The sequence below is a fragment of the Ruegeria sp. CDSA241 genome (genome assembly GCF_059611265.1).
Window position 1 is genome coordinate 13264 of sequence record NZ_JBXWPF010000010.1, and the last position, 22026, is coordinate 35289.

Below are 22026 nucleotides of genomic sequence, written 5' to 3' on the forward strand. Positions count from 1 at the left end.
CGACACCGGATCACCCCGTCCGGTTTCAACTTCGGATGTTGGCAGGTCTCCCGGCTTGCGGATGTCAGAGGCTGGCCTCTGGCAGATGTCCCGCCTTCCCGGCCTGTCTGGCCAGTGGCTTTGGGCACCCTCTCCGGTCACGGTCGCGGGGGCGGCTGCGTTTGACGGATGACCGCTGACGCATTCCCTTTTCATCTGCACGTGCAGACACCAACGGATGGGACATGCGGCACGGGCAGGGGGCTTGTCAAGCGCGGCAGACGCACGGAAATCATCGAGAATGGAAAAGCGACCTGCCAATGCCTGTCAGCGGCATGTTTGGTCAGTCAGATGCAAAATGACCGCAGGCGAGTTTGGGCTTTGCGCCTCGAAGATATCCAGACGAAAGGATTCGCGGGCCCGTTACTTCAAAGGGCATATCGCGTGGATTCGATAGAGCGGTCAAATTTACCGGCCGAGCCAGTGAGTTCACCGCCTTCTGATCAATCCGGTGTCAAGCTTCACTCAGCAGAGCACTGCCGTAGCGAGACGGCATGTCGCAGGCTCGAAAAGCCGAATGCGAAGCAACTGTTTGAAAGTATTGGAGGCGAGTACCGGACACGAACCACTTTACCGCAAGCCTTTGAAAGTAAGTCGAAAATATCTCTGATGTTGTCTGGTTCGCCTGTTGTGCAGCCCAGACAACACTTATCATTGTGGCAATCGGGGAGCAACAGGCGTAGATTGAACAACGTACTGGAATAGTATTGCCGTCCGTCTTCAAACCATACCTTGGACAAATCCTTCCGCCCGAAAAATGTTATTGATCGAGGTTGCTGCAATCCCAAATGATTTGAATGAGTTGGCTGGAGTAAAATCGTCGTTCTGAAAGTCTCCCATATAGACTTTGAATACGCGTTTCTGTCCGCCGAAAAGCCCTCTGCCTGCGTTTTCACAAGTGAATACGAAATCCGATTGGATTTGCGGGCAAGTCAACACAAATACACCATTCTCCATCCCTTCTAGCGCTTCCTGTGGCGTATGGGTGAAGCTGGGGTGGAAACGTACCACTAAACCCTTGGCGTGTTGTTTTTTCATTAGTGAGATCAAAAACTGAACGTGCTTACTCTCGAACGGCACAAGACTGGAAGTCTTCATAATTTCTTGCATCGAACAACGTTGCATCGCTGGTTTTCCTTCTTCTCAGTTTTTTTCTTGTTCCACAGCGCTACCTGGGGTTCAACGCCAAACCGAGCCTATTCTTTTGCTAGGGTATTGAGGCCCACCATTATGGCCGCTACGGCAGAAGCGCAACCTGAGGTGACCGAATAAGCTCAGAGGGTGGATACAGCCGCTGCGAAACAGTGCAACACAATGTGCAGGGGCAGGAAGCCGCGCTATGATTGGAAAACGCTGGGCGTTATTGTTGATATGCTGAGCAATTGAGCAGGGGCATCTGAGATCAGCAAATCCACATGGCTCACGAGGCAAACTGTACTGCGGATTAAAAGGATCCAGCGGCGGCAGGTATACATTGGTTCGGTGGGAAATGTAGACCTTGGATAGCCTTTGTCATTTGTCGTTCCTTGCCGCCGTAGACAGCAAAAGAACTACTCCTTATTGAGGTTTAGCAAAACTATTTACCGTTTGGTTCTTGCCTTCCATAACGTTCCCAAACAGAGTGCAAGCGTTACTAGAGAGGCTGGTATGTCCCCAAACGAAGTCGAAGACAATGAGCTGGAAGAGCCGAAAGACGGGGACGCACCGATTGAAGGTACCGCCGCCCCTACTAAAAGTCCGCGGCAGTCCTTTAGAGGAGTGCGTCGGCAGCTAAACGATGATGAACTTAACTCGGCTGCAGCACAAAAACTCCTCCTAGACGAAATAGAACGACTAGAAAGCGAGTTGAGTGAAGCAAAAGACTATGCTGAGAAATATTATACAGCAGACAAAAATGAAGCCGTGCTGAGGCAGAAATTAACAACGCACACCGGCGTAGAAATCCTATCCAGTGCATCCTTAACTGCCGGAGCAATCATTATCGGTTTTGTTGTCAGCATATGGGATAACCAACCTACGGCGGGTGTATTTCTTACTGGCGGAATTGTCTTACTGGCGGGTGGGTTATTGGCCAAGGTAATCAAGCTATGAACTTGGAATTACGTTCTATCATCGAAAAGGGAAACCTGGCTAAAGAGCGTCTGACGCTACGCGTCAAAGCCAATCTCGACTTGGGTGATTACCTGATTGCGCAATCCGGATACGCCGAGGGATCACCGACAATCGACTTTCGCCACACCTATTGGTTTCCGTTCAAAAGAGTGGAGAAAGGGGACTTGGTCGTCATCTACACCAAAAAAGGGACGGAAGGCAAAAAACCACTTTCTACCGGCAAGACCGCCCACTTTTACTACTTGGACCTTAGCACTCCTATCTGGGATGACCCTTCCACGGCTGCAATTGTTCTCCATGCCCCAAGCTGGGAAAGCAAGCCTGTGGACGAGCTTGGGTAGAAAACCAGTGCCCACAAGTACCAAGTCTGCGCTTTGGCTACGCTTCATGAAGTCACAACACTGCACGACCAGAAAAGCAGTCCACGACGTCTGACTTATCCTTATTCACCACATAAAAATCATAAGCCACTGAAATATAGCGGAAGTACAAAGAAGTGTTCGAAACGCGTCATCTCTTTCAGTTCGATTGCCTTTAGGTCATGTAACTGGCCGAGCGAATGTGGCATCAGCCTCGACGGAAAATTTCACTCCGATGGTAATCCATGTAGGTCGCCTGCCTTTTCGTGAGCGGCCTATTTTCATCTACGGCAGACAGGCCCCATGCTGTGACGACTTCAGTAGGTAGCGATGGGCTTCGCATTAACACTCCGCTGTCATCAAAGGAAATATAGCCGCGGTCGAACAAACGATCTACGTGGGGCGCGAGAAGCAGGCCGTTGTTGCCGTCGATTTTCTCAAAGTCGTTGCTCTTTGACCAAGGCTTGATGTGGCTGGCGGTCAAGAAGCGGCCGTCTGTAATACCCGTTACGCGACATCCGACTTCGTGTCGCTCCAGGTTCTTCCGGTACTGGCCCTGGCCTACGCGCGACAGTACAAGCTGGTACTTCTCTGTGGCGCCAATATCGGTCCGATTTTGGATTTCTCGCTCCTGGCCTTCCTCAATGGGCGTGTCGAGCTGACGGCCTATTAGCGATAGCAAGGCTTTGGCCATGGGTTCTGGAATTTCAGCTAGGTACATTTGGTTGCCGCCACCGTCAGCGCGAATTGGCGAGTATCGCTTGGGAAGGAGCGGTGCGAGCGCTTTCATGTGATCCTTGGGCTTGATTGGTTTGCCAAGCTCCTCATAGTCAACTTGAACCAACCAACCATCAATATCCCAAGCATCTCCGGCTTTCCCGAACTCATTGGGCTTCTCTGCGGATCGAGCTGGCGCTGAAACTACCCCAACTGTCTTGATGAACGTGTCTGCAAAGGAGAAGACTATGTCGCCAGGGCTGGTCTCTGTCATGTTCTTGTAGAACTGGTTGTAACCACCATCTTTGTTGATCTTCGGAGACCACATGTAGCCGCCGCCAACCTCTGCTTTGTAGGTTTGGTTTTGGTTGACCCACCAGTAACGAGGCATAGTTAAATCCTTTTAATTTATGTACTTACATTCCACACTAAAGTGCTTGCGTATGATGGCAATAGGTTGCGGTCAGAAGATGGCGGTGATTGTTGGGTTGTGCTACGGATCGTGATAGTTGGGGTCAGGGCAGCGACCTCAGCTAAGGACCGCCATTTTAAAACGAGGAACGCTTTCCCAGCTTACAACGCCAACGCGGGTTACATACGACGATTGGACCGGCGCAAGTCAGTGAACTGGGTCCGGCGCAATCTCGGTTTCTTGGGGCGAGGGGAGTTGCTTTCTTTCTGCGCCTCCACAACAGGCTCAGGTTTCGGTAGTGAACGTGGGACGGTGTGCGTTCGCTTGCCAGTTTTACGCCCGCGTCGGTCCCGATGCTCGGTGACAACGAAAGGTATCTGAGTTCCATCGAGGATGTGCTTTATCAGCTCCTCCTTGCTGAAGAAAAACCCCAGTGAACAAGCCCAATCGCGACCGCTCATAAGCCAAATCCCGTCTTGACCGAAATCAAAGGCGACTATCGCCTGCAGATCGCCCCATTCCTCAACCAACCTGGCGTCAAAACCCGAAATCCTGTCAATCTTTTTGTTGCCCAGTGATTGCCAAGTTCTACGGTCGAAAACCTCATTGAACTGCTTCCTATCGGTGGAGCGTCGCAGTGCGTCAACAACCCATATCATTGGTGCATGGAAGATGGTTCGTTTAAGAGCTTCTTCAGGTTTTATGTAAGAGTGCTGGAACTCGACAACCAAACCATGAGGCGTCTTGAGGTCTGCAATATGTAGCTCACCGCTTTCGTCTCTCGCTGGAACCTCTTGCCACTCCTTCGGGAAATTATCTTTCCATGAGCGGTGCCACTCAGTTTCATTCTCCCACCAGTGATCACAGTGCCGTTTACCTTTGTGAGCCCAATGCCAGACTTTACGTGTGCCGCATCTTGGGATCATTTCAGCGCCACAGCCAGGGCAGAACCCGGTCGCGCCTGGAGTGGCTTCTATCTTGTCTTGGTCGAGTATGGCGAACCGCATGTTTCCATTATGGTTTCGCGTGATGCAATTGCCAATGCCTCGGCCCGATCTTGCAGTAATAATCTGAGCGCGTTTGATTTGGGTTATCATTTCACCGAAACTAAGTTCCACCATTGAGATAGTGAGGAACGCTTTCGCGCGTGTCGCTGTGGCTTGGCCGGTTGTCCTGTCGGACGGGCTCTTATCCCTTCAGCTGAGCCCCAGAAACCCTCAGTCTCTCACAAGCCCCTGCAGCTTAGCGCCGCTTTGTCCCGACAGCCTCATGTGGTTGTGCTGGCCAGTGTCGCTGTCGGAAATCCCCCACGGCGTAGCTGCAGGAGGTGAGGGGGCGGCTTGAAGCGGGCGTAGGGATGCGCAGCTTCAGCAAAACCTGAGGCAGCAAGGGTGTCCAGCTACAGAGTGTCCATAATGGACAGGTTGGTCATCGTCTCAAAACAGCAAATCAAACAGCACAACACACGGAAATCATGAAGAAAAACAACACTGGAGAGCCGCAACGGGTACGGCTGGAACTCCGCGAAATCGAAACAGACACGAGCAGGTTTCAGTTCAGACACAGTGGGCTGGACGAGGGCCACGCAAAGGAACTTGCGCGGGTCATCAAAGACGGCAGAAATGCGTTGGACCCAATTTGGGTTTGGCTGGACCCGGCGACAGGTAGACCCACTGTGCTGAGTGGCCACCATCGGCTTGAGGCGTATCGGCTGGCGAAGTGGAAACGGAAAGTCCCCGCCCTGCTGTATCGCTGTAGCGAGCGTGAGGCCAAGCTGCTGGCAGCGGCTGGCAACAAGAAGCAGCACAAGCCTATGACGCTGCAAGAACGCATGGACATGGCGTGGTCCTTGGTTTGCGATGCAGAGAGTAGCAAGCGTGAGATCAACGAAGCCACGACCGTGAGCAATGGTCAGATCGGCAAAATGCGCAGTACACGTCGACAGCTACTGGAAGCAGGCGAAGAACTACCGCCACTATGGTGGATGGCGCAAAACCGCCTCAAGGGGCTGGACGCAGGGGAATGGTCGGAAGAGGACAAAGAAGCCATGATCGAAGCACAAGCGGCGGCGCTGGACGCGAAGATTGGTGAGGCGCTGGGCGTGGCGGCAAAGCGATGGCCTGAAGCGGTGGCACAGGTGATCCAGAGCAGACTTGGAAGGCGCGGCGTTGAGCTGCTCGCCGATGAACTGGGCTGGCTGACCGATGCCAGTTTCTATGACGACGCTGAAAACGAAGACGAGTAGAACCCAACTGGTTTTTGAGGCGCAAAAATCTGAGCGCTTGTGAGTACGTATCCGATAGCGTTTCTTCCCCCCTTTGGCTTGCGCGGTCACTGGGGTGGAACAAAAAAAGCAGGGAGGGGATAGCCCTCTCCCCACAGCGCCACGGAGCGCGTCACACAACGCGTTGGTAGACCGACCAGCGGGTGAGTGCAGCTTCACCTTCTCAGCGCACAGCGTCAGTTCTCCAGCACTGGTGCGCTCCAGCTGCTGACTGCAAAACGGTAGCACTTGACCGTTGTCTACCAAGTTGATTGCGCCAGTGAACGGCAGGTCAACAGTGTCAGTTCTCATGGGTCTTCTTTACTGTGTGTTTCAGTCACAACCTACGTTGACGATTGCAACATGCATCCGCTAATTTACCCTGACAGGTGAAGTCAAGAGGTGTCGGTGATGCGGAGATACGTGACGTACATGCGGGTCAGCACGGCCAAGCAGGGAAGCAGCGGCCTTGGGCTGGATGCACAAGAGCGGGACATCAACCTGTTCTTGGAAAACTACTCCGATGTTCCGTATGAAATTGTCTGCGGATTTGTTGAAATAGAAAGCGGCACTGATGACGACAGACCCGAGTTGAAAAAGGCTGTGGAGTTGGCGAAGCGTGAAGAGGCGGAACTACTGGTCTCCAAGCTGGACAGGCTGTCACGACGGGTCTCATTCATCGCTGCGCTGATGGACGACAAGAAGCTGAAGCTACGGGTCGCGGCGATGCCCCATGCTGACAAGTTCCAATTGCACATTTACGCGGCGCTGGCTGAGCAGGAGCGGGATTTCATATCGCTTCGGACCAAGGCGGCGCTCACTGCTGCTAAGGCGCGGGGCAAGAAGCTGGGCGGTCTGCGCGATAAGACAATGAAGCGTAACGACGCGGTCAAGGCCAACGCCCAGCGCAGAGCTGAAAAGGTCGCGGGGATTGTGGTTCCCCTCAGAGAAGCAGGAAAGAGCCTTAGGGATATTGCGGCTGAGCTGGACACGGCGGGCGTGGAGACAGCACGAGGCGGGAAGTGGTCTGCAGCGCAAGTGAAGCGCGTTTTGGAGAGGCTGGCTGATTAAGGCGTTGACGAACCACGAAATTCCCGATTGAGTGGCAAAAACAATTGAGGGTTGAGTAGTGAGCGCAGATACAAAAACGCAGCTTAGGGCTGCAGCAGTTGCAATTCCAGTGGGCTTCAGTGTGGGCTGCATTTATCAGATGTTGAAGCTGAAGGTGGGGGTTTCAGAAGCTGTCGCCGTCTATACCGACATGATGCGGGAGAACGTAGGCATGGCACTCGGGTTGTGCTTCGCCTTTTATTTTTTCGGTATGATGGCGCTGGTTGCCCTTGGGCATTTCGGGGCTAAGGCAAGCCGCTTGCTGGGAATGGCTCCAGAACGCGACTAAAGTAGGCGGAGCATCAGAGCCGAGCTGGAAAGCTGGTTCATTTAGGCCGCCAGTCTACCATCCATCCAGATAGCCACCGTCAACCAAAGCGTCCCAGATGCGTTGCTGCGCCGTTATCAGCTGAGTGCGCAAGAGACCGTGATCATAGATCGTGTCTGAGGTCCGAGGCCCAGCCCAGCCCCCAAGATCGCGAACATCGGTGTCGTTGATGCCGCTTCGACGTGCTACGGTTCGCCATGTGTGCCGAGTGGAGTGCAGGACGAGACGGCCATCTGTTTCTTTGCCCAAGACCCTGCGACGGAATACCACGAACCACTTCGACACCGCATCGCTCTTGCCCTTCTTCGCGTATATCGGCCACTCGGGAAACAGTCGTCCAGAGGCGCGATTGGTATCAAGGCGGGCGTGAAACAACGCGTGAGCCTCACCTACCACCGGGACATAACGCTTACCATTTGGGGTCTTGGCGTCGGGGATCACGAAGCCCGTGCCGTCGCTTTCAACATCAGCTGGCGTCAACAGGACCAGTTCATTTATGCGAACGCCAGTAGCAATCGACAGGCGTATTGCATCTCCACCCTTGGTGCCACGGGGAGCGGCAGCAAGCAGCTTACGCATCTCCTCAGCCGTGTATGGATCATGTTTGGCTTCGTTGGTTTTACGGACGCGAGGGAGGCCAAGATCGAATTGCCACGGGTCCGAATAGCCAGATGCGGTCAGCTTGGCGGCGATAGCCCAGCGCCAAAGCGGGCGCAACATCGTGATATATTTGTCTGCTGTGCGGGCGCTCATCGGCTTGCCGCTGTACTTGGAGATCACCGATGGCAGGTAAGTGAAACGGAAGGCTTGGGCTTGTTCCTTGGTTATATCTTCAAGGCAAAGCATCTCCGCATCGGCACCGAAGAAATCCTTCAGGTGTTTGGCAGCGGTGTCCACTTCCTTGATAGTCCCAGCCTTGAGCGGCTTAACCCCAAGCGAATTGTCTGGGGATCGCGCGGCTATATACTCGGGCAGCGCTTTAGCGAACGGGTAGCCAGATCGAGAGGCGATGCGGTTAAATTGCCGCAGCTTCTTTCTGGGCTGCCCACGGCTCTCTGCAGCCTCCAGCGAATAGCTCATGGCAAGCTCAAGGCGGTCAGCTGCTTTGCCAGTAGGGTCTTTTGCGTCTGCGTCCTGCAGTTCCTGACGGAAGTCTAAGGCCATGTCAGCGTCATATTTTGAGGCGTCAGACGCATCGTATTCCATTTGACGGAGTTGTCCGATGTAGATGTCACGCAGCCGTCTTGCTTCATCAAGGTAACGTGTCCCAAGTCCCTTGCGTATGGTTTTAGCGAACGGTTTGCCCGTCCAAGGGTTTTCCATCCCGATAAGACCCACAGGCGTTTCCATGCTCAACACCCAGCTGGTGCCGGGTCCACGGGGTTGCTTCAGTCTTCGCATGTCTTCGTCCTTTCTTCCCGAATTGTTGTACGGGTCGGACAACGCGTGTTTGGACAACGTCAGGGTTTTCCCTTGTTCTTCAATGTTATGAGGCCAAGTGGAGGCGAGTACCGGAATCGAACCGGTGTACACGGATTTGCAATCCGCTGCGTCACCACTCCGCCAACTCGCCTTTTCAAGTAATATCAAATACTTGCCGTGGTGTGACAGGCGTTTTAGCAGCTTTAATCCGGGGCGTCCAGTGGGTTCGGTCTAAATTTGAGGTACTGAAAATTGGATCACCCATTCGGATCACTCTAAAATCTCCACGACAGACGAAAGTTTCCGCTTGCGGGCCGTTGCTGGTTTGCCCGGGATGTGGCACAAACCCATCAACCTTGGGAAATGAATGAGCGATCCAATGACAGATTTCGCAGCCCGCCGCCGCACCATGGTCGATACGCAGGTCCGGCCTTCGGACGTTACCAAGTTCCCGATCATTGATGCCATGCTGTCCGTCAAGCGCGAGAATTTTGTGCCAGACGCGCAACGCGAAGCCGCCTATGTCGAGGGTTTGATAGAACTTGAGGCTGGACGCTGCATTCTGGAACCGAGAACACTGGCCAAGATGTTGGATGTGCTGAACATTACCAATGATGAGGTTGTTCTGGATATTGCTCCGGCGCTGGGATATTCGACGGCTGTTGCAGCCCGTATGGCGCAGTTGGTCGTAGCGGTGGAAGCGGATGAAGCGCTAGCTGCCGAAGCGCAAACGCTGCTGATGGAGGCTGACGCGGATAATGTGGTTGTTCACGTGGGGCCGCTGGATGAGGGCGCCGCCGAGCATGGGCCTTATGACGTGGTCATGATCCAGGGCGGTGTAGAAGAGGTTCCGTCTGCATTGATTGACCAGCTTAAGGATCATGGGCGTATCGCCTGCCTGTTCATGGAAGGTGATCTTGGGACCGTCCGTATAGGCCACAAATCAGGCGATCGCGTTACCTGGCGCCAGGCATTCAACGCAAGTGCACCAGTTCTGAAGGCTTTCTCGGCCGAGAGTGCATTTTCGCTATAGTCGGCGGGCAGATATATCTGCTGCCTTGATTAGTTCAACACAAAGACGCAAACTGGCCTGAGGGCTGCGTTATTTTGATTTGAGAGGATTTCGCCATGCGTTTTGCAGCAGGAGGAAAGCTGGTCAGGACTCTGGCAGTGACTGCAGGTATTGCTTTGGGCACGTTGCCTGGACGGGCGGTTTGGGCCGACAACCTGACCGACGCGTTCATCGGAGCATATAATACTAGTGGTTTGCTGGAACAGAACCGGGCGTTGCTGCGGGCTGCGGACGAGGATGTGGCGATCGCGCTATCGGCTTTGCGCCCTATTATCAACTGGACCGTCGCGGTTAGCCAAGACTATACGCGCAGCAGAAACAGTGGTGTTACGAACAGTGTTGATCCTTCGAACTTCTTCTCGGGCCTGACGCTGAGCCAGCTGTTGTATGATGGCGGAGCCTCGATTCTAGGCAAGCAATCAGCGCAGGAAACGGTGCTGTCGACCCGGCAGGCGCTGATCGATATCGAACAGCAGGTCCTGTTCCGCGCAGCGACCGCTTACCTGAGTGTTCTGCTGCAGGAAGAGACCGTATCGATTCGTCAAAACAACGTTGAACTGTCCGCAGAAGAGCTTCGCGCCTCGCAGGATCGTTTCGAAGTTGGGGAAGTTACCCGCACAGACGTCGCATTGTCTCAGGCTCAGCTTGCAAGCTCGCAGGCCGATCTGGCGAATGCGCGCGGCGATCTGAGCACTGCTCAGGCGGAATATGTGAACGCAGTCGGCAAACTGCCGGGCCGTACTGCTGGTCAGCCCAGCCTGCCAAACTTGCCCCGCTCCGAGGCCGAGGCTGTCAGCCTGGCACAACGCAATCACCCGTCCATTCTGTCCGCACAGCACCAAGTGCGGGCTTTTGATCTGGTCGTTCAGCAGCAGCGCGCGGGCCTGGGTCCGAATGTCAGCCTGAACGCTGATGCGGGCGTCACCGAGAGCTATGATGACGACGATTATGTGAATGATGCGAGTATCTCGCTGAACTTCAGCCAGCCGATCTATGCGGGTGGTCGACTCGCGGCAAGCGTGCGCCGCGCAATGGCATCGCGGGACGCGTCGCGTGCCAATCTGCTGAATGTTCAAAAGAACATTACGCAGGGCGTGTCTGATGCCTATGTCCGGTTTCAAACTGCAAGCGCAAGCCTGAGGGCCTCTTCGGAACGTGTGCGCGCCTCGGAAGTTGCGTTTGACGGTATCCGCGAAGAGGCAACTTTGGGTGCGCGGACCACTCTGGACGTGCTGGCTGCTCAGCAGGATTTGCTGGACGCGCAGCTTGCCGAAATTGCTTCCAGAACCGAGCGATCTCTGGCGGCTTATCAGTTGCTGCAGGCCCAAGGTTTGCTCACGGCCGAGCGTTTGGGTCTGGCGGTTCAGATTTACGATCCGACCCTTTACTATAATCTGGTGAAGAAAGCCCCCGCGCAGGTCAGCAAGCAGAGCAAAGATCTGGATCGGGTCCTGAAAGCACTGCGTCGGGACTAAACACCCAATACTGCCTGTTGTGAGGTCTGCATTGTTTGGCTACACTCGGACCTGAGGTTAGAGCGGTAGAAAACAATGACAGACAATGTCGTGAACTCCGGGATCGAAGACGTACTGTCATCGGTCAAGCGGCTGGTCAGCGAAGAAGGTCGAAAAGTTCCCGATCTGGTGCGTTCCAAGTCAGAGCGAAAGCCAGGGCGGCTTGTTCTGACTGATGCGCTCAGGGTTGGCGAGCAAACAGGTGTCGAGACGCAGCCTTTCAAGCTGGATGCTGAGTACAGCGCTGAAAAATCGGTGAAACCGATGCTTTTGCGCGCCTGCGATGTTGTTGCGGGTGATGAAGCGGAGTCGGCTACAGAGCATTCACCTGATCCAGTTGCGGAAGAGGGCATAGCCAAAAGTCTAAGTGCCAAAATTGAGGCGCTGGAAGCCGCGATCGCCAGGACCGAAGATCAGTGGGAGCCCGACGGTGACAGCGTAGATGCCTATTCAGGAACGCCAAATCAACCGTTGGAATGGCAACCCCAAGACGAAGCCCCAGATGCAGAGACTGAGACTGTTGAAAAGGCAGTGTTTGTACGGGACCCAGAGGTATCGGCTGCCGCGGATACAACAGGTTCAGAAGCAGATGCTGCCATGTCCCGGCTTGATGACGATGGCTTGCGCTCTTTGATTGCGCAGGTTGTTCGTGAAGAACTGCAGGGCGTACTGGGTGAACGCATTACGCGGAACGTTCGAAAAATGGTTCGCCGCGAAATCTACCGTGCGTTGGCCGAGCAAAAAGCCGAGTAAAAGTCAGCCTTTAATCGGCGTTTCAGCCAGTTCCAGCAAGCGGTCCAGATCCATATGTCGTTCCAGATGGTCGGCCAGACGATCAAGCGTATCTTCGACACCGTCCTCATAGTGCAGGGTGGAAGAGACTCCCAAAACCTGTAGGTAGTCGGCCCGAAATTGATCGGATGAGAATATACCGTGTAGGTAGCTTCCGCGTATCCGGCCAGTCCGATCAGCTGCGCCCTCCGGGCGGCCCTCGACCTCCAGCCAAGCGCGGGTGCAATCGTTGCCTTCGGTGCGGCCCATATGGATCTCATATCCGGTTAGCGGTTGGTGCCCCGGCAGGGCGCGTGCAGTCCGCAGGGTCACCTTTTTCTCGCCGACCATAACGGTATCCACATCCAACAGCCCCAATCCATCGACTGTACCTGGCCGCCCGTCCACACCATCGGGATCAGCAATGGTGTTCCCGAGCATCTGGTAGCCGCCACATAGCCCCAACACATGGCCGCCACGTCGGACATGGGCATAGAGGTCGATATCCCAGCCCTGAGCACGGAAGTAGGCCAAATCGCCAATGGTTGACTTGCTTCCAGGCAGCAGGACCAGATCGGCGTCGCCGGGCAGCGCGCGGCCAGCGGGCACGATCTCGACCGTGATGCCAGGCTCTGCCGATAGCGGATCAAGATCATCAAAATTGGCCATCCGTTCCAACTGAGGTACTGCAACCTTACAGGAACCGCCACTGTGGGACCGGATATCCATCATATCTTCGGCTGGCAGCTTCCAGGCATCGTCGAACCAAGGCACAACACCGATACAGGCCCAGCCTGTTCGAGCGGCGATGTCATCGCGACCTTCGTCGAATAGGGATACATCGCCCTTAAAGCGATTGATGGCAAAGCCTCGGATCATTGCCAGATCGCCAGCATCCAGCACGGCCTGAGTCCCGACGATCTGAGCAATTACCCCACCTCGGTGAATATCGCCGACAAGTACGACCGGCACACCCGCGGCGCAGGCGAAGCCCATATTGGCAATATCACCCTGACGCAGGTTGGTCTCGGCCGGGCTTCCGGCCCCTTCAACCAACACCAGATCAGCGTCGGTGCAGAGCCGGTCAAAACTCTGGCGCGCGGCTGTCATCAGCTTGGATTTATCCTTGCGGTAATCGCCAGCCTGCATCGTTCCGGCGCGTTTGCCCTGAATGACGATCTGCGCGCCTGTATCTGTTTCAGGCTTCAAAAGGATCGGGTTCATATCCGTATGTGTGGCGCGTCGTGCCGCCAACGCTTGTAGGGCTTGCGCGCGCCCGATCTCGCCACCATTTTCGGTTACTGCGGCGTTATTCGACATGTTCTGCGGTTTGAACGGGGCAACCCGCAGGCCTCGGCGCGTATAGGCGCGTGCCAATCCGGCCACCAGAACCGATTTTCCAACATTGCTGCCTGTGCCCTGAATCATGATGGCGCGAACCATGCCGTGTCTCCTGTTAGCTAACGCGCAGATGACCTGTTTTGACGGTGAAGGGAAAGCCCCGGATGACGCGGCATTGTCATCATTTTTCAGTCATCGGGTGAGGGCGCAGTTTCGCACCGGAATTCATATTCGGGGTCTATGCAACAAAAAAACACGCCTCCATCAATAGGAGGCGCGTTTTTTCAAACAGACTCGTGTCTGTGATCAGGCGGCTTCGGCCTGTTGGGCGGCGTTGCGGCGCTCGCTTTCTTCGCGCGAAAGAGCGACCGAAGTCCGCACACCGCGACCAACGAAATCCATCAATCCGCTGACAACCCGTTCATTTGGGTCGATACCCGCGCAAGACAGCACTTCGCGCCCATCGCGCGAGCGTGCCCAGCGGGCGATCTGTTCTGGGCCATTGCCATACTTTTTGTCGTCGGCGATAGCATCATCCAGCGCAGCCAAAACGACGGCTGCGAAAAGTTTACGAGCACGGTTGCCTTGCTCATTGTTAAAGGCGGTGCCGTCAACGAAATCTCTCATCTCGTCTTCCTTGTTGTTCTTGCTCTTGCATTTTCGGCGTGACGGTTCTTATGACCTATTAAGTGCGATTCGGATACACCTAATGTGCATAGTTGCGTTGCGTCACGCGCATAGCTTGCTGCGGCTGCAGCACAAGGTGTCGTTGTCTTGTCAGGTGCGGCCACGCCAGATATAGGGTGCGCGACTGACGCATCAACCGTTTGTGAAGGATTTAAGTCATGCCCAAGATAAATGGGAACGAAATTCGCCCCGGCAATGTGCTTGAGCATAACGATGGGCTATGGGCCGCTGTCAAAGTTGATCATGTAAAGCCCGGTAAAGGCGGGGCTTTTGCACAGGTCGAACTGCGCAATCTGCGCAATGGTTCCAAACTGAACGAACGTTTCCGCTCAGCTGACAAGGTCGAGCGTGTTCGCCTGGAACAGAAAGACCAGCAGTTTCTATACGAATCCGACGGCATGTTGGTGTTCATGGATTCCGAGACTTATGAGCAGATCGAACTGTCCGCTGATCTGTTGGGTGATCGCCGCCCGTTTCTGCAGGACGGCATGACTATCGTCGTAGAATTTTACGAAAGTGAGGCACTGAACGCCAAACTGCCACAGAAAGTGACGTGCAAGATCGTCGAGACCGAGCCTGTGGTCAAAGGTCAGACCGCTGCGAACTCGTTCAAACCGGCCGTTCTGGACAATGGTGTAAAAGTCATGGTGCCACCATTTGTGGGCCAAGATGAAATGATCGTGGTGAATACTGAAACCATGGACTATTCGGAACGCGCGTAACTGCACTTCTGCTTCAAGACAACGAGAACCGCGACAGCCCGCGCTGCGCGGTTCTTTCTATTTTTAGTCTTTGACGCGTCGGTATTTTTCTGGGTTCGGGCCAAATAGTTCGAGCATCAGTTCGAATTTGATCCGGTTTGCGCTGACCTGGCGATAATAGGCGATCAGAAAAGCCGTGGGGCCTTGAATACGGCTGAGCCCACTGGTGGCGGCAACAACTGTGCCGACATCGGTTCTGCCCTGAAGGACAAGCCAGCCACCCAGCATCAGAACCCCAACCGTCCCGGCGCCATTGATCACGCTTAGAAGGAATTTGGCCGAGAGCTTCCAGATGAACATCTTTCGGCGAGTTTCGTAGATTTTGTCGAATTCCGCTTCGATCTCGTGCGCGGCCGCGTCAATCTTTTCTGCTGTCAAACTGTCGGTGGCGCGGCGCAGTATACGAACGCGTTCGGCGACAAAGACGTTCACTTTGCGTTGCGAAACCAGAACGATGATGATCTGCGGCGCGACCATCGAAAAAGCGATCAAACCCAACCCCGGCTGTGTAGACGAGATATAGCCAATCACGCTGATCAGAGTGCCGATTTGGACCACCGGGTCGGAAAAGGCACCGCCTGCGAATTTACCCAGCTCTTCTGCTTCGGCAGAAATGGCGGTAGTCATGGTCCCCTTGCGCATGGTCTCGCCGGTTTCATCCAGATCGGCGGACCGGACCAGCAGCCTTTGCCGGATCAGGCGGATCATATCCTCGCCCAATGTTCCCGCCCGATAGCCGAGCAGCCATTTCAGCCCCAGGCTCAGCAAGATAACCACCATCATACCCGCACCAAGCAGGATCATTCGGTCCACAGATACATCGTCCGAGGTCAGGTGGTTGATGATATCGCGCTGAAACTCCAGCGGGACGGCTGCCAGAGCGGCAACCGCAATAGACAGGATGATAAGGATGATCTGCCGGGCGGAACTGGCACGCCAAATTGCTTTATACAGACGAAACATCAACTCACCCGGATCACTGAACCAAACCTAGTTTGGCAGCCTGTGCTGGGCGGATCAAATGGTTCCGGGGCTGGCGGGGCCATGACCAGGCTGTATTCGAGAATTTTCATTCCTTCAGGCGCACGGTCGCGTCGCCCGCCTGCATATCACCCTTGGCCCTGTCGAGCCTGAGATATGCGATCCCCTGGCCATCCGCTTGGGTAAACAGGCGCCCCACGGATTTCCCGTCAGCAGTTATTTCGGTTCCGACAGGCGTGGTGCCCGCGACATTTACCGTGCGCAGCCCTTTACGCAGCTCGGTCTTGTGTTTCATGCGCGCGGTCACTTCCTGACCGACATAACACCCTTTTTTGAAATCAACGCCGTTCAGCAACTCGAACCCTGATTCCAGAATATAGCTGTCCTCGGTCAGTTCGATTCCGGTTTCGGGAATGCAATGGAGCACGCGGATCGCGTTCCAATCGGTTCCGTCCTCGCTTTCGGCATCTTCCGTATATGCGCGCCAGCCCATATCTGAATGGCGCGGATCGGGCAGGGCCCCATCGGGTGCCAGGCCAGTGCCGCGTTGCAGATTCAGGCCGCTGGCTTCGATCGTCAGGTCGGCGCGCAGCTTGTACATGCTCAGACGTTTGACCAATCCGTCGGCAATAACCTCGGCGACGTCCAGCAAGATATCGTCGCCCTCGCGTTTCAGAAAGAAATCGGCCAGATACTTGCCTTGTGGTGTCAGCAGCGCCGTATAGACCAGACCCCGATCAAGCCCGGCAATGTCATTGGTCACCAGCCCCTGCAAGAAGCTGTCAACGTCGGCACCGGTTAGGCGCAGAATGCGGCGATTGGGCATGGCAGAGTCCTCGTCTTTTCCATGGTGCTCGTGATATATGAGAAGTCGCTCATAAGACCAGAGGATATCCGACGTGCCGGCACCGATCAGTATTGTAATTCCAACCCTGAACGCGGCCGAAACCTTGCCTGCTACACTTGGAGCGCTGATGGAGGGGCTGCGCGCAGGGTTGATCCACGAATTGATTGTGTCGGACGCAGGCTCTACCGACAAAACCCATGAAATCGCAGAGAATGCTGGGGCCAGGATCGTGACCGGAGAAGCCTCGCGCGGGGGGCAGCTGCGCCGTGGCTGTGCAGCCGCCAAAGCCGATTGGCTGTTGGTACTTCATGCGGATACGGTTTTGCAGGACGGGTGGAGCAATGTTGTGCGGGATCATCTGCCCTCCGGGCGACCTGCGGCGTTCAGACTGGCCTTTGTGGCCGCGGGCTTTGCGCCATCCTGGGTTGCCGGATGGGCCAATCTTCGTAGCCGGATCTTTGGGTTGCCCTATGGTGACCAGGGCTTGCTAGTCCGGCGTTCTGAATATCAAGATGCAGGCGGTTTCCCGGAACAGCCCTTGATGGAAGACGTGGCGCTTGCCAAAGAGTTGCGCCGCATCACGCTGTTGTCCGCCCGCGCCTTTACGAGCGCGGACCGGTATGAACGGGCGGGGTGGTTGCGTCGTGGTGGTCGGAATCTGTGGACTCTGACCCGCTATCTTCTGGGCGCTGATCCCGAGCGGTTGGCGCGGGCGTACCGGCAGTAAGCGTCGTTCTGAGTTCGACAATGGATTTGCCCAGCCGGAACGGGGCGGCGAAACTGACAAGGCACAGTGCAATGATCTGAAGCACCAGAATATGCCCGTTTTCTCGCAAATACTCCCATTCATCCTTAAGCTTGCCGACCTGAGTGACAAGGTCATCGTAACTTTGGGCCAAGATCAAATAGTCGCCTGCGATTGCGGGAACTTTCCTGCGCAGATTGTCGATAGCTTCCTGTGTCGGGTCATCCAGCGTTGTGAACACCAGAAACTGGTCGACGTCGAATGAGTGCACTTTCGATGTCATCGCGCGCATGTCATCGCGCTCTTCCTGGGCCTGCCGTCCAAACAGGAATTGTAGCCCCCTCAGAGGGGCGACTTCGTTTGTTACGGCAATAAACAAGGGCAGGTCAGCGTTGCTTGCGGTTGAGGCTGACAGGAACTCAACTTTTTCGCACAGCGCTCCGATATCCTTGTCATAGGCCGGGTCGCAGAACCGCAATCGAAACCGCGCGGCGTCGCGGTCAAAGGCAAGCGTTGCGGCATAGGCAACGTCAATCTGCCGGTCCAGACGGGAACTGTCCGCTGTATAAAGCCCGGCCATCACCGCAACCAATGCGCCGACCCCGCCCAGAACCACCCAGACCAGATCAGCCAGTTTCCATGCGCGATGCCCGGCTGGTTTACGAAACAGGAATGCTGTGCCAACTGTGCCGATCAGAAAAAACAGAATCAGCAGCGGCAGCTGGTTTTCGGTAATAAATGTCATGGAAACAAAGTGACCAACCGCCGGTCAAGTGGCAACACTCCTCACGGGCAGTTGTAGTTTTGGAACAATCCGAAGCTAAGAGCCCGAACTTTGGCCGAATTTCCTAAACAGCTTGGTGCGATCAAAGGCCTGTTCCAGTTCGACCGTGCGATCTTTGACCGAATCCCAAAGCCGTTCCTGAACTTCGGCTATGGCGCATTCCATCAGGGTCAGTATCGCAGCCATCGAATCCCAGGCAGAAGGCACCGAGATGCGCGCCGCGAATGTGTGTTTGGCCAGCCGGTGGATTGGCGAGCGCCACTGATCGGTCAACAGCACGATTTCGGCCCCGCGCTCGTGGCAGAGCTGACCAATCAGCAGGCTCGCATTCTCATAGCGCCGGACATCCAGCGCGATCAGCACATCCCCTTGACGCACGTCCAACAGATCATGGGTCCAGGATGCGGCGACCGGCAACAGGCGGACATCCGGTCGGATCATTTGCAGGTGCAGATACAGGTATTGCGCCAGTGTTCCGGTAATGCGGCCACCGGTGATGAAAATACGCCGGTTCTGATCGCTCAACAGGCTGCAGAAGCTATCGAATTCGTCGGGGTCGATCTCGTCGATTGTGCGCTTCTGGTTGGCCAGAGAACGCTGGGAATAGCGGTTGAGGATATGTTCTTCGGGCAGGTCATTCTGCCAGACATCACGTTTGGCTACTGGCCCCGAGATCATTTCTTTGACCTCACCACGCAGCGCGGCCTGAAATTGAGGATATCCGTCAAAACCGGTCTTTTGCAGCATCCGTGCAACCGTAGTGGTCGAGACTGAGGCGGTACTGGCCAATTCGGTAATACTACCCAGCCCGGCCATCGGGTAATCATCCAGTAGAACGCTGACCAGCTGCCGTTCAGACGGGGTCATCTTGTCCCGATGGGCCAGAAGCCTGTCTGTCACCCGCACTGGCGTGTCCTCCTATTATGCGACCAGACCATAATGTGAATAATTTTTCAGCAAGATCAAGCTTGGAAAAATTTATACAGAAAAAATATTGACAGGATGATGCGGTCTGTGGAAATTTTTCCACAATGTCTCATTTTGGAATCGCAGGACGGTAGATTGGACTTCGGCAAAGTTGTTCATACGGATTTGGCGGGCAATGCGCCTGTGGTCGTGCTGGTGTGCGAACATGCGTCTAATCGTATCCCGGCTTTTCTGGGCGATATGGGGCTAAGCGCTGAAGCACGCGAAAGTCATATTGCCTGGGATCCAGGCGCACTGGTCGTGGCGCAGGCTATGGCCAAACGCATGTCAGCACCTTTGGTCCATGGCGGGGTGTCTCGGCTGGTCTATGACTGCAATCGCCCGCCCGAGGCGGCGGGTGCAATGCCGATCCGCAGCGAGGATTACGAAATCCCGGCGAACATCAACATGTCGCCCGAGCAGCGAGTGGCCAGAATCGAAAACGTGTATCAGCCGTTTTGCGCCGCTTTGTCGGATTTGATCGATCAGCACAGCGCTTCACTTAGGCTGATGGTGACAATCCACAGTTTCACACCGATCTATCTGGGGCAGAAACGGCAGGTCGAACTGGGTATTCTGCACGGTGTGGACAACCAGTTTGCCACAGCGATGATGGCTGACGAAGCTATCGGCAGCCCTTTTATCATCAGGCTGAATGAGCCTTATTCTGCGGCGGATGGAGTAGCTCATACACTGGATACCCAGGCGCTGCCCCACCGCTTGCTGAACGTGATGATCGAGATCCGCAATGACTTGATCCGCACGCCTAAGCAGCAGGCAGAGATGGCCGATTGCCTAGTGCCCTGGATTGCGCGTGTTCTGTCCGGTTTTCAGGAAGGGGCGTCAGCGTGATCAAAGCGATGAGCGCATATGTCCGTATCGTGGATGCGATCAACTATCGGATCGGGCGGGTCATGATGTGGGGCCTGTTTGTCATGATGGGCATCCTGCTGTGGTCTTCGATATCAAAGACCTTCTTCCTACCGTCGCTCTGGACACTTGAAATGGCACAGTTTGCGATGGTGACCTATTACATCATGGGTGGGCCATATTCGATCCAGCTAGGGTCGAATGTGCGCATGGACCTGTTTTATCACAACTGGAGCCCCCAACGAAAAGCGTGGTTCGATGCATTTACCGTGCTTTTGCTGATCCTCTATCTGGGTGTGCTTTTCTATGGCGGGTTGGGATCGACGGCGTATAGCCTTGGTTATTGGGGCGACGAACCCGTTTCCTACTTCACCGGACTGCTGACCGGCAGTGAAGAGATCGGTCGGCTTGAACGTTCGTCGACTGCGTGGCGACCGTATATCTGGCCGGTCAAATCCATCATGGTTTTCGGCTTCTTCCTGATGTTGCTGCAGGCAGTCTCGGAATTTTTCAAAGACATTGCGCGGATCAACGGGCAGGAAATCGGGGTACAGCGGGCATGAGCCAGGAATATATCGCCATCTTCATGTTCGCGTTGATGATGCTGATGCTGTTCACCGGTCAGCGCGTTTTTGGTGCGATCGGTGCGGTTGCGACGATCGCGGCGCTTTCATTGTGGGGAACCGGAGGGCAGGACATCACATTTTCAGCCGCGATGAAGCTGATGAAGTGGTATCCGCTGCTGACCCTGCCAATGTTCATTTTCATGGGCTATGTGCTCAGCGAAAGCAGGCTGGCGGATGACCTGTATCGCATGTTCCATGTCTGGATGGGGCCGGTGAATGGCGGGCTTGCCATCGGGACGATTGGTTTGATGGTCTTGGTTTCTGCCATGAATGGCCTCAGCGTGGCCGGGATGGCTATTGGAGCCACGATTGCTTTGCCTGAACTGTTGAGACGCGGGTACGACAAAACCATGGTGACCGGTGTCATTCAGGCCGGGTCCAGTTTGGGTATCCTTGTACCGCCTTCGGTGGTTCTGGTGCTGTATGCGATGATCGCCCGTCAACCTGTGGGGCAGTTATGGCTGGCGGGGATCGTGCCCGGCCTGATGATGGCTGGCATGTTCATTCTTTATATATGGATCCGCTGTCGCATTCAGCCCGAGCTTGGTCCAGCGATGAAAGACGCGCACGAGGTTCCGCAGGCCGAGAAAATCCGGTTGCTGGGCGCGGGTGCGTTGCCGCTGATTATCTTCGCTGCGATGATGGTGCCCTTTGTGAACGGGTGGACGTCACTGGTTGAAAGTTCGGCCATCGGAGCGCTGGCGGCATTGGTGGTTTCGGTGGCCAAACGTCGAATGACCTGGGCGATTTTTGAAACCTGTACCAAGCATACGCTGGCGATATCGTGCATGTTCATGTGGATCATCCTTGCAGCCCTTGGTTTTGGCGCGGTTTTCGACGGGCTTGGTGCGGTGAAGGCAATCGACAACTTGTTCACCGACCAGTTGGGCCTGTCACCCTGGATGATCCTGATCTTGATGCAGCTCAGCTTTATTGTCATGGGCACGTTTCTGGACGACACCGCGATGCTGGTGATTGTGGCACCGCTTTATGTACCGCTGGTTGGTGCGCTGGGCTTTGACTTGATTTGGTACGGGGTTCTGTACACGATCACCACACAGATCGCCTATATGACACCGCCTTTCGGCTATAACCTATTTCTGATGCGCGCGATGGCACCGCCAGAAATCACGCTGAGGGATATCTATGGCTCGATCTTTCCGTTCGTCGCCGTGATGGTTCTGGCGCTTACGATTATCATGATCTTCCCGGAACTGGCTCTTTGGCTGCCCGGCTATGTCTATGGAAATTAACAAGAATGCCTTTCGAAGAGGCACGAAGCACTTCAACAGAGAGGAA

The 22026-nt window shown here is 55.1% G+C and carries 22 protein-coding genes, 1 tRNA gene and 1 riboswitch; of the genes, 13 read left to right on the forward strand and 10 right to left on the reverse strand.

The annotated features are described in order from the left end of the window. Nucleotides 1–23: 23 nt before the first annotated feature. A riboswitch (cobalamin riboswitch) is annotated at nt 24–230 on the reverse strand. Nucleotides 231–759: 529 nt separating this feature from the next. After that, nucleotides 760–1164, reverse strand: coding sequence for a hypothetical protein (locus AC2FJV_RS10645; RefSeq protein ID WP_496713675.1), 405 nt, complete (start codon nt 1162–1164; stop codon nt 760–762). Between the two features lie 522 nt (nt 1165–1686). Between AC2FJV_RS10645 and AC2FJV_RS10650 the strand changes: the two genes are divergently transcribed. Further along, on the forward strand, nt 1687–2130 hold the full coding sequence (locus AC2FJV_RS10650; protein WP_496713677.1) for a hypothetical protein: 444 nt from the start codon (nt 1687–1689) through the stop codon (nt 2128–2130). After that, entirely contained in the window at nt 2127–2492 is a 366-nt protein-coding gene (locus AC2FJV_RS10655; protein WP_496713679.1) for a hypothetical protein, read from the forward strand. The genes AC2FJV_RS10650 and AC2FJV_RS10655 overlap by 4 nt, the downstream gene beginning before the upstream one ends. 226 nt (nt 2493–2718) lie before the next feature. Here the strand turns inward: AC2FJV_RS10655 and AC2FJV_RS10660 are convergent, their stop codons facing one another. Together AC2FJV_RS10660 and AC2FJV_RS10665 are read right to left on the reverse strand one after the other, a co-directional pair. Further along, nucleotides 2719–3618 carry an HNH endonuclease gene (locus tag AC2FJV_RS10660; protein ID WP_496713681.1) on the reverse strand — a complete coding sequence of 300 codons (900 nt, stop codon included), beginning with the start codon at nt 3616–3618 and terminating at the stop codon, nt 2719–2721. Between the two features lie 200 nt (nt 3619–3818). Further along, on the reverse strand, nt 3819–4646 hold the full coding sequence (locus AC2FJV_RS10665; RefSeq protein ID WP_496713683.1) for a competence protein CoiA: 828 nt from the start codon (nt 4644–4646) through the stop codon (nt 3819–3821). A gap of 467 nt (nt 4647–5113) precedes the next feature. Here AC2FJV_RS10665 and AC2FJV_RS10670 point away from each other — a divergent pair, with 467 nt between their 5' ends. The 3 genes from AC2FJV_RS10670 (at nt 5114) to AC2FJV_RS10680 (ending at nt 7301) form a co-directional block, all read left to right on the forward strand. Next, entirely contained in the window at nt 5114–5884 is a 771-nt protein-coding gene (locus tag AC2FJV_RS10670) for a ParB N-terminal domain-containing protein (protein ID WP_496713685.1), read from the forward strand. A gap of 450 nt (nt 5885–6334) precedes the next feature. Beyond that, nucleotides 6335–6973 (forward strand): recombinase family protein, encoded by a 639-nt coding sequence (locus AC2FJV_RS10675; RefSeq protein WP_496713687.1) that lies wholly within the window; start codon nt 6335–6337, stop codon nt 6971–6973. Nucleotides 6974–7031: 58 nt separating this feature from the next. Next, nucleotides 7032–7301 (forward strand): hypothetical protein, encoded by a 270-nt coding sequence (locus AC2FJV_RS10680; RefSeq protein WP_496713689.1) that lies wholly within the window; start codon nt 7032–7034, stop codon nt 7299–7301. A gap of 54 nt (nt 7302–7355) precedes the next feature. Here AC2FJV_RS10680 and AC2FJV_RS10685 read toward each other — a convergent pair whose 3' ends face one another. Continuing rightward, a complete protein-coding gene (locus tag AC2FJV_RS10685; protein WP_496713691.1) occupies nt 7356–8741 on the reverse strand; it encodes a tyrosine-type recombinase/integrase in 1386 nt (461 codons plus the stop codon). 98 nt (nt 8742–8839) lie between these two features. Beyond that, nucleotides 8840–8913, reverse strand: a tRNA-Cys gene (locus AC2FJV_RS10690). A 228-nt stretch (nt 8914–9141) separates the two neighbouring features. On the opposite strand from AC2FJV_RS10690, the gene AC2FJV_RS10695 reads away from it, so the two are divergent. The 3 genes from AC2FJV_RS10695 to AC2FJV_RS10705 all read left to right on the forward strand — a co-directional run bounded on the left by AC2FJV_RS10695 (nt 9142) and on the right by AC2FJV_RS10705 (nt 12101). After that, nucleotides 9142–9795, forward strand: a complete 654-nt coding sequence (locus AC2FJV_RS10695) for a protein-L-isoaspartate O-methyltransferase family protein (protein WP_142635071.1) — start codon at nt 9142–9144, stop codon at nt 9793–9795. 95 nt (nt 9796–9890) lie between these two features. Further along, nucleotides 9891–11309, forward strand: coding sequence for a TolC family outer membrane protein (locus tag AC2FJV_RS10700; RefSeq protein WP_281971845.1), 1419 nt, complete (start codon nt 9891–9893; stop codon nt 11307–11309). Between the two features lie 75 nt (nt 11310–11384). Next, entirely contained in the window at nt 11385–12101 is a 717-nt protein-coding gene (locus AC2FJV_RS10705; RefSeq protein ID WP_271947944.1) for a hypothetical protein, read from the forward strand. Between the two features lie 3 nt (nt 12102–12104). On the opposite strand, the gene AC2FJV_RS10710 is transcribed toward AC2FJV_RS10705, so the two are convergent. Further along, nucleotides 12105–13562, reverse strand: a complete 1458-nt coding sequence (locus tag AC2FJV_RS10710) for a cobyric acid synthase (protein ID WP_271947942.1) — start codon at nt 13560–13562, stop codon at nt 12105–12107. 204 nt (nt 13563–13766) lie between these two features. Next, complete coding sequence (locus AC2FJV_RS10715) at nt 13767–14087, reverse strand: DUF6280 family protein (RefSeq protein ID WP_108785849.1); 321 nt, start codon at nt 14085–14087, stop codon at nt 13767–13769. A 218-nt stretch (nt 14088–14305) separates the two neighbouring features. On the opposite strand from AC2FJV_RS10715, the gene efp reads away from it, so the two are divergent. Next, the gene (gene efp, locus AC2FJV_RS10720) at nt 14306–14869 is read left to right on the forward strand and encodes an elongation factor P (RefSeq protein ID WP_142632922.1); all 564 of its coding nucleotides are present in this window, start codon (nt 14306–14308) and stop codon (nt 14867–14869) included. Nucleotides 14870–14932: 63 nt separating this feature from the next. Here efp and AC2FJV_RS10725 read toward each other — a convergent pair whose 3' ends face one another. Then, nucleotides 14933–15871, reverse strand: coding sequence for an ABC transporter transmembrane domain-containing protein (locus tag AC2FJV_RS10725; protein WP_271947939.1), 939 nt, complete (start codon nt 15869–15871; stop codon nt 14933–14935). 106 nt (nt 15872–15977) lie between these two features. Beyond that, on the reverse strand, nt 15978–16715 hold the full coding sequence (gene ygfZ, locus AC2FJV_RS10730; RefSeq protein ID WP_496713693.1) for a CAF17-like 4Fe-4S cluster assembly/insertion protein YgfZ: 738 nt from the start codon (nt 16713–16715) through the stop codon (nt 15978–15980). Nucleotides 16716–16788: 73 nt separating this feature from the next. Here ygfZ and AC2FJV_RS10735 point away from each other — a divergent pair, with 73 nt between their 5' ends. Then, nucleotides 16789–17463 carry a TIGR04283 family arsenosugar biosynthesis glycosyltransferase gene (locus AC2FJV_RS10735; RefSeq protein ID WP_282021858.1) on the forward strand — a complete coding sequence of 225 codons (675 nt, stop codon included), beginning with the start codon at nt 16789–16791 and terminating at the stop codon, nt 17461–17463. A gap of 838 nt (nt 17464–18301) precedes the next feature. Here the strand turns inward: AC2FJV_RS10735 and AC2FJV_RS10740 are convergent. After that, nucleotides 18302–19165 (reverse strand): MurR/RpiR family transcriptional regulator, encoded by an 864-nt coding sequence (locus AC2FJV_RS10740; RefSeq protein ID WP_246097116.1) that lies wholly within the window; start codon nt 19163–19165, stop codon nt 18302–18304. Between the two features lie 162 nt (nt 19166–19327). On the opposite strand from AC2FJV_RS10740, the gene AC2FJV_RS10745 reads away from it, so the two are divergent. The 3 genes from AC2FJV_RS10745 to AC2FJV_RS10755 are packed head-to-tail and all read left to right on the forward strand — an operon-like array spanning nt 19328 to nt 21980. Beyond that, on the forward strand, nt 19328–20083 hold the full coding sequence (locus AC2FJV_RS10745) for an N-formylglutamate amidohydrolase (protein ID WP_496688570.1): 756 nt from the start codon (nt 19328–19330) through the stop codon (nt 20081–20083). An 8-nt stretch (nt 20084–20091) separates the two neighbouring features. Beyond that, nucleotides 20092–20664, forward strand: coding sequence for a TRAP transporter small permease subunit (locus AC2FJV_RS10750; protein WP_185956598.1), 573 nt, complete (start codon nt 20092–20094; stop codon nt 20662–20664). Next, a complete protein-coding gene (locus tag AC2FJV_RS10755) occupies nt 20661–21980 on the forward strand; it encodes a TRAP transporter large permease (protein ID WP_496713696.1) in 1320 nt (439 codons plus the stop codon). Before AC2FJV_RS10750 ends, AC2FJV_RS10755 begins: the two co-directional genes overlap by 4 nt. The last annotated feature ends 46 nt before the right edge of the window (nt 21981–22026 follow it).

Coding starts and splice junctions, on each gene's coding strand:
- AC2FJV_RS10645 (WP_496713675.1), bottom strand. CDS start 1,164: ATGCAACGTTGTTCGATGCAAGAAATTATGAAGACTTCCAGTCTTGTG.
- AC2FJV_RS10650 (WP_496713677.1), top strand. CDS start 1,687: ATGTCCCCAAACGAAGTCGAAGACAATGAGCTGGAAGAGCCGAAAGAC.
- AC2FJV_RS10655 (WP_496713679.1), top strand. CDS start 2,127: ATGAACTTGGAATTACGTTCTATCATCGAAAAGGGAAACCTGGCTAAA.
- AC2FJV_RS10660 (WP_496713681.1), bottom strand. CDS start 3,618: ATGCCTCGTTACTGGTGGGTCAACCAAAACCAAACCTACAAAGCAGAG.
- AC2FJV_RS10665 (WP_496713683.1), bottom strand. CDS start 4,646: ATGCGGTTCGCCATACTCGACCAAGACAAGATAGAAGCCACTCCAGGC.
- AC2FJV_RS10670 (WP_496713685.1), top strand. CDS start 5,114: ATGAAGAAAAACAACACTGGAGAGCCGCAACGGGTACGGCTGGAACTC.
- AC2FJV_RS10675 (WP_496713687.1), top strand. CDS start 6,335: ATGCGGGTCAGCACGGCCAAGCAGGGAAGCAGCGGCCTTGGGCTGGAT.
- AC2FJV_RS10685 (WP_496713691.1), bottom strand. CDS start 8,741: ATGCGAAGACTGAAGCAACCCCGTGGACCCGGCACCAGCTGGGTGTTG.
- AC2FJV_RS10695 (WP_142635071.1), top strand. CDS start 9,142: ATGACAGATTTCGCAGCCCGCCGCCGCACCATGGTCGATACGCAGGTC.
- AC2FJV_RS10700 (WP_281971845.1), top strand. CDS start 9,891: ATGCGTTTTGCAGCAGGAGGAAAGCTGGTCAGGACTCTGGCAGTGACT.
- AC2FJV_RS10705 (WP_271947944.1), top strand. CDS start 11,385: ATGACAGACAATGTCGTGAACTCCGGGATCGAAGACGTACTGTCATCG.
- AC2FJV_RS10710 (WP_271947942.1), bottom strand. CDS start 13,562: ATGGTTCGCGCCATCATGATTCAGGGCACAGGCAGCAATGTTGGAAAA.
- AC2FJV_RS10715 (WP_108785849.1), bottom strand. CDS start 14,087: ATGAGAGATTTCGTTGACGGCACCGCCTTTAACAATGAGCAAGGCAAC.
- efp (WP_142632922.1), top strand. CDS start 14,306: ATGCCCAAGATAAATGGGAACGAAATTCGCCCCGGCAATGTGCTTGAG.
- AC2FJV_RS10725 (WP_271947939.1), bottom strand. CDS start 15,871: ATGTTTCGTCTGTATAAAGCAATTTGGCGTGCCAGTTCCGCCCGGCAG.
- ygfZ (WP_496713693.1), bottom strand. CDS start 16,715: ATGCCCAATCGCCGCATTCTGCGCCTAACCGGTGCCGACGTTGACAGC.
- AC2FJV_RS10750 (WP_185956598.1), top strand. CDS start 20,092: ATGAGCGCATATGTCCGTATCGTGGATGCGATCAACTATCGGATCGGG.
- AC2FJV_RS10755 (WP_496713696.1), top strand. CDS start 20,661: ATGAGCCAGGAATATATCGCCATCTTCATGTTCGCGTTGATGATGCTG.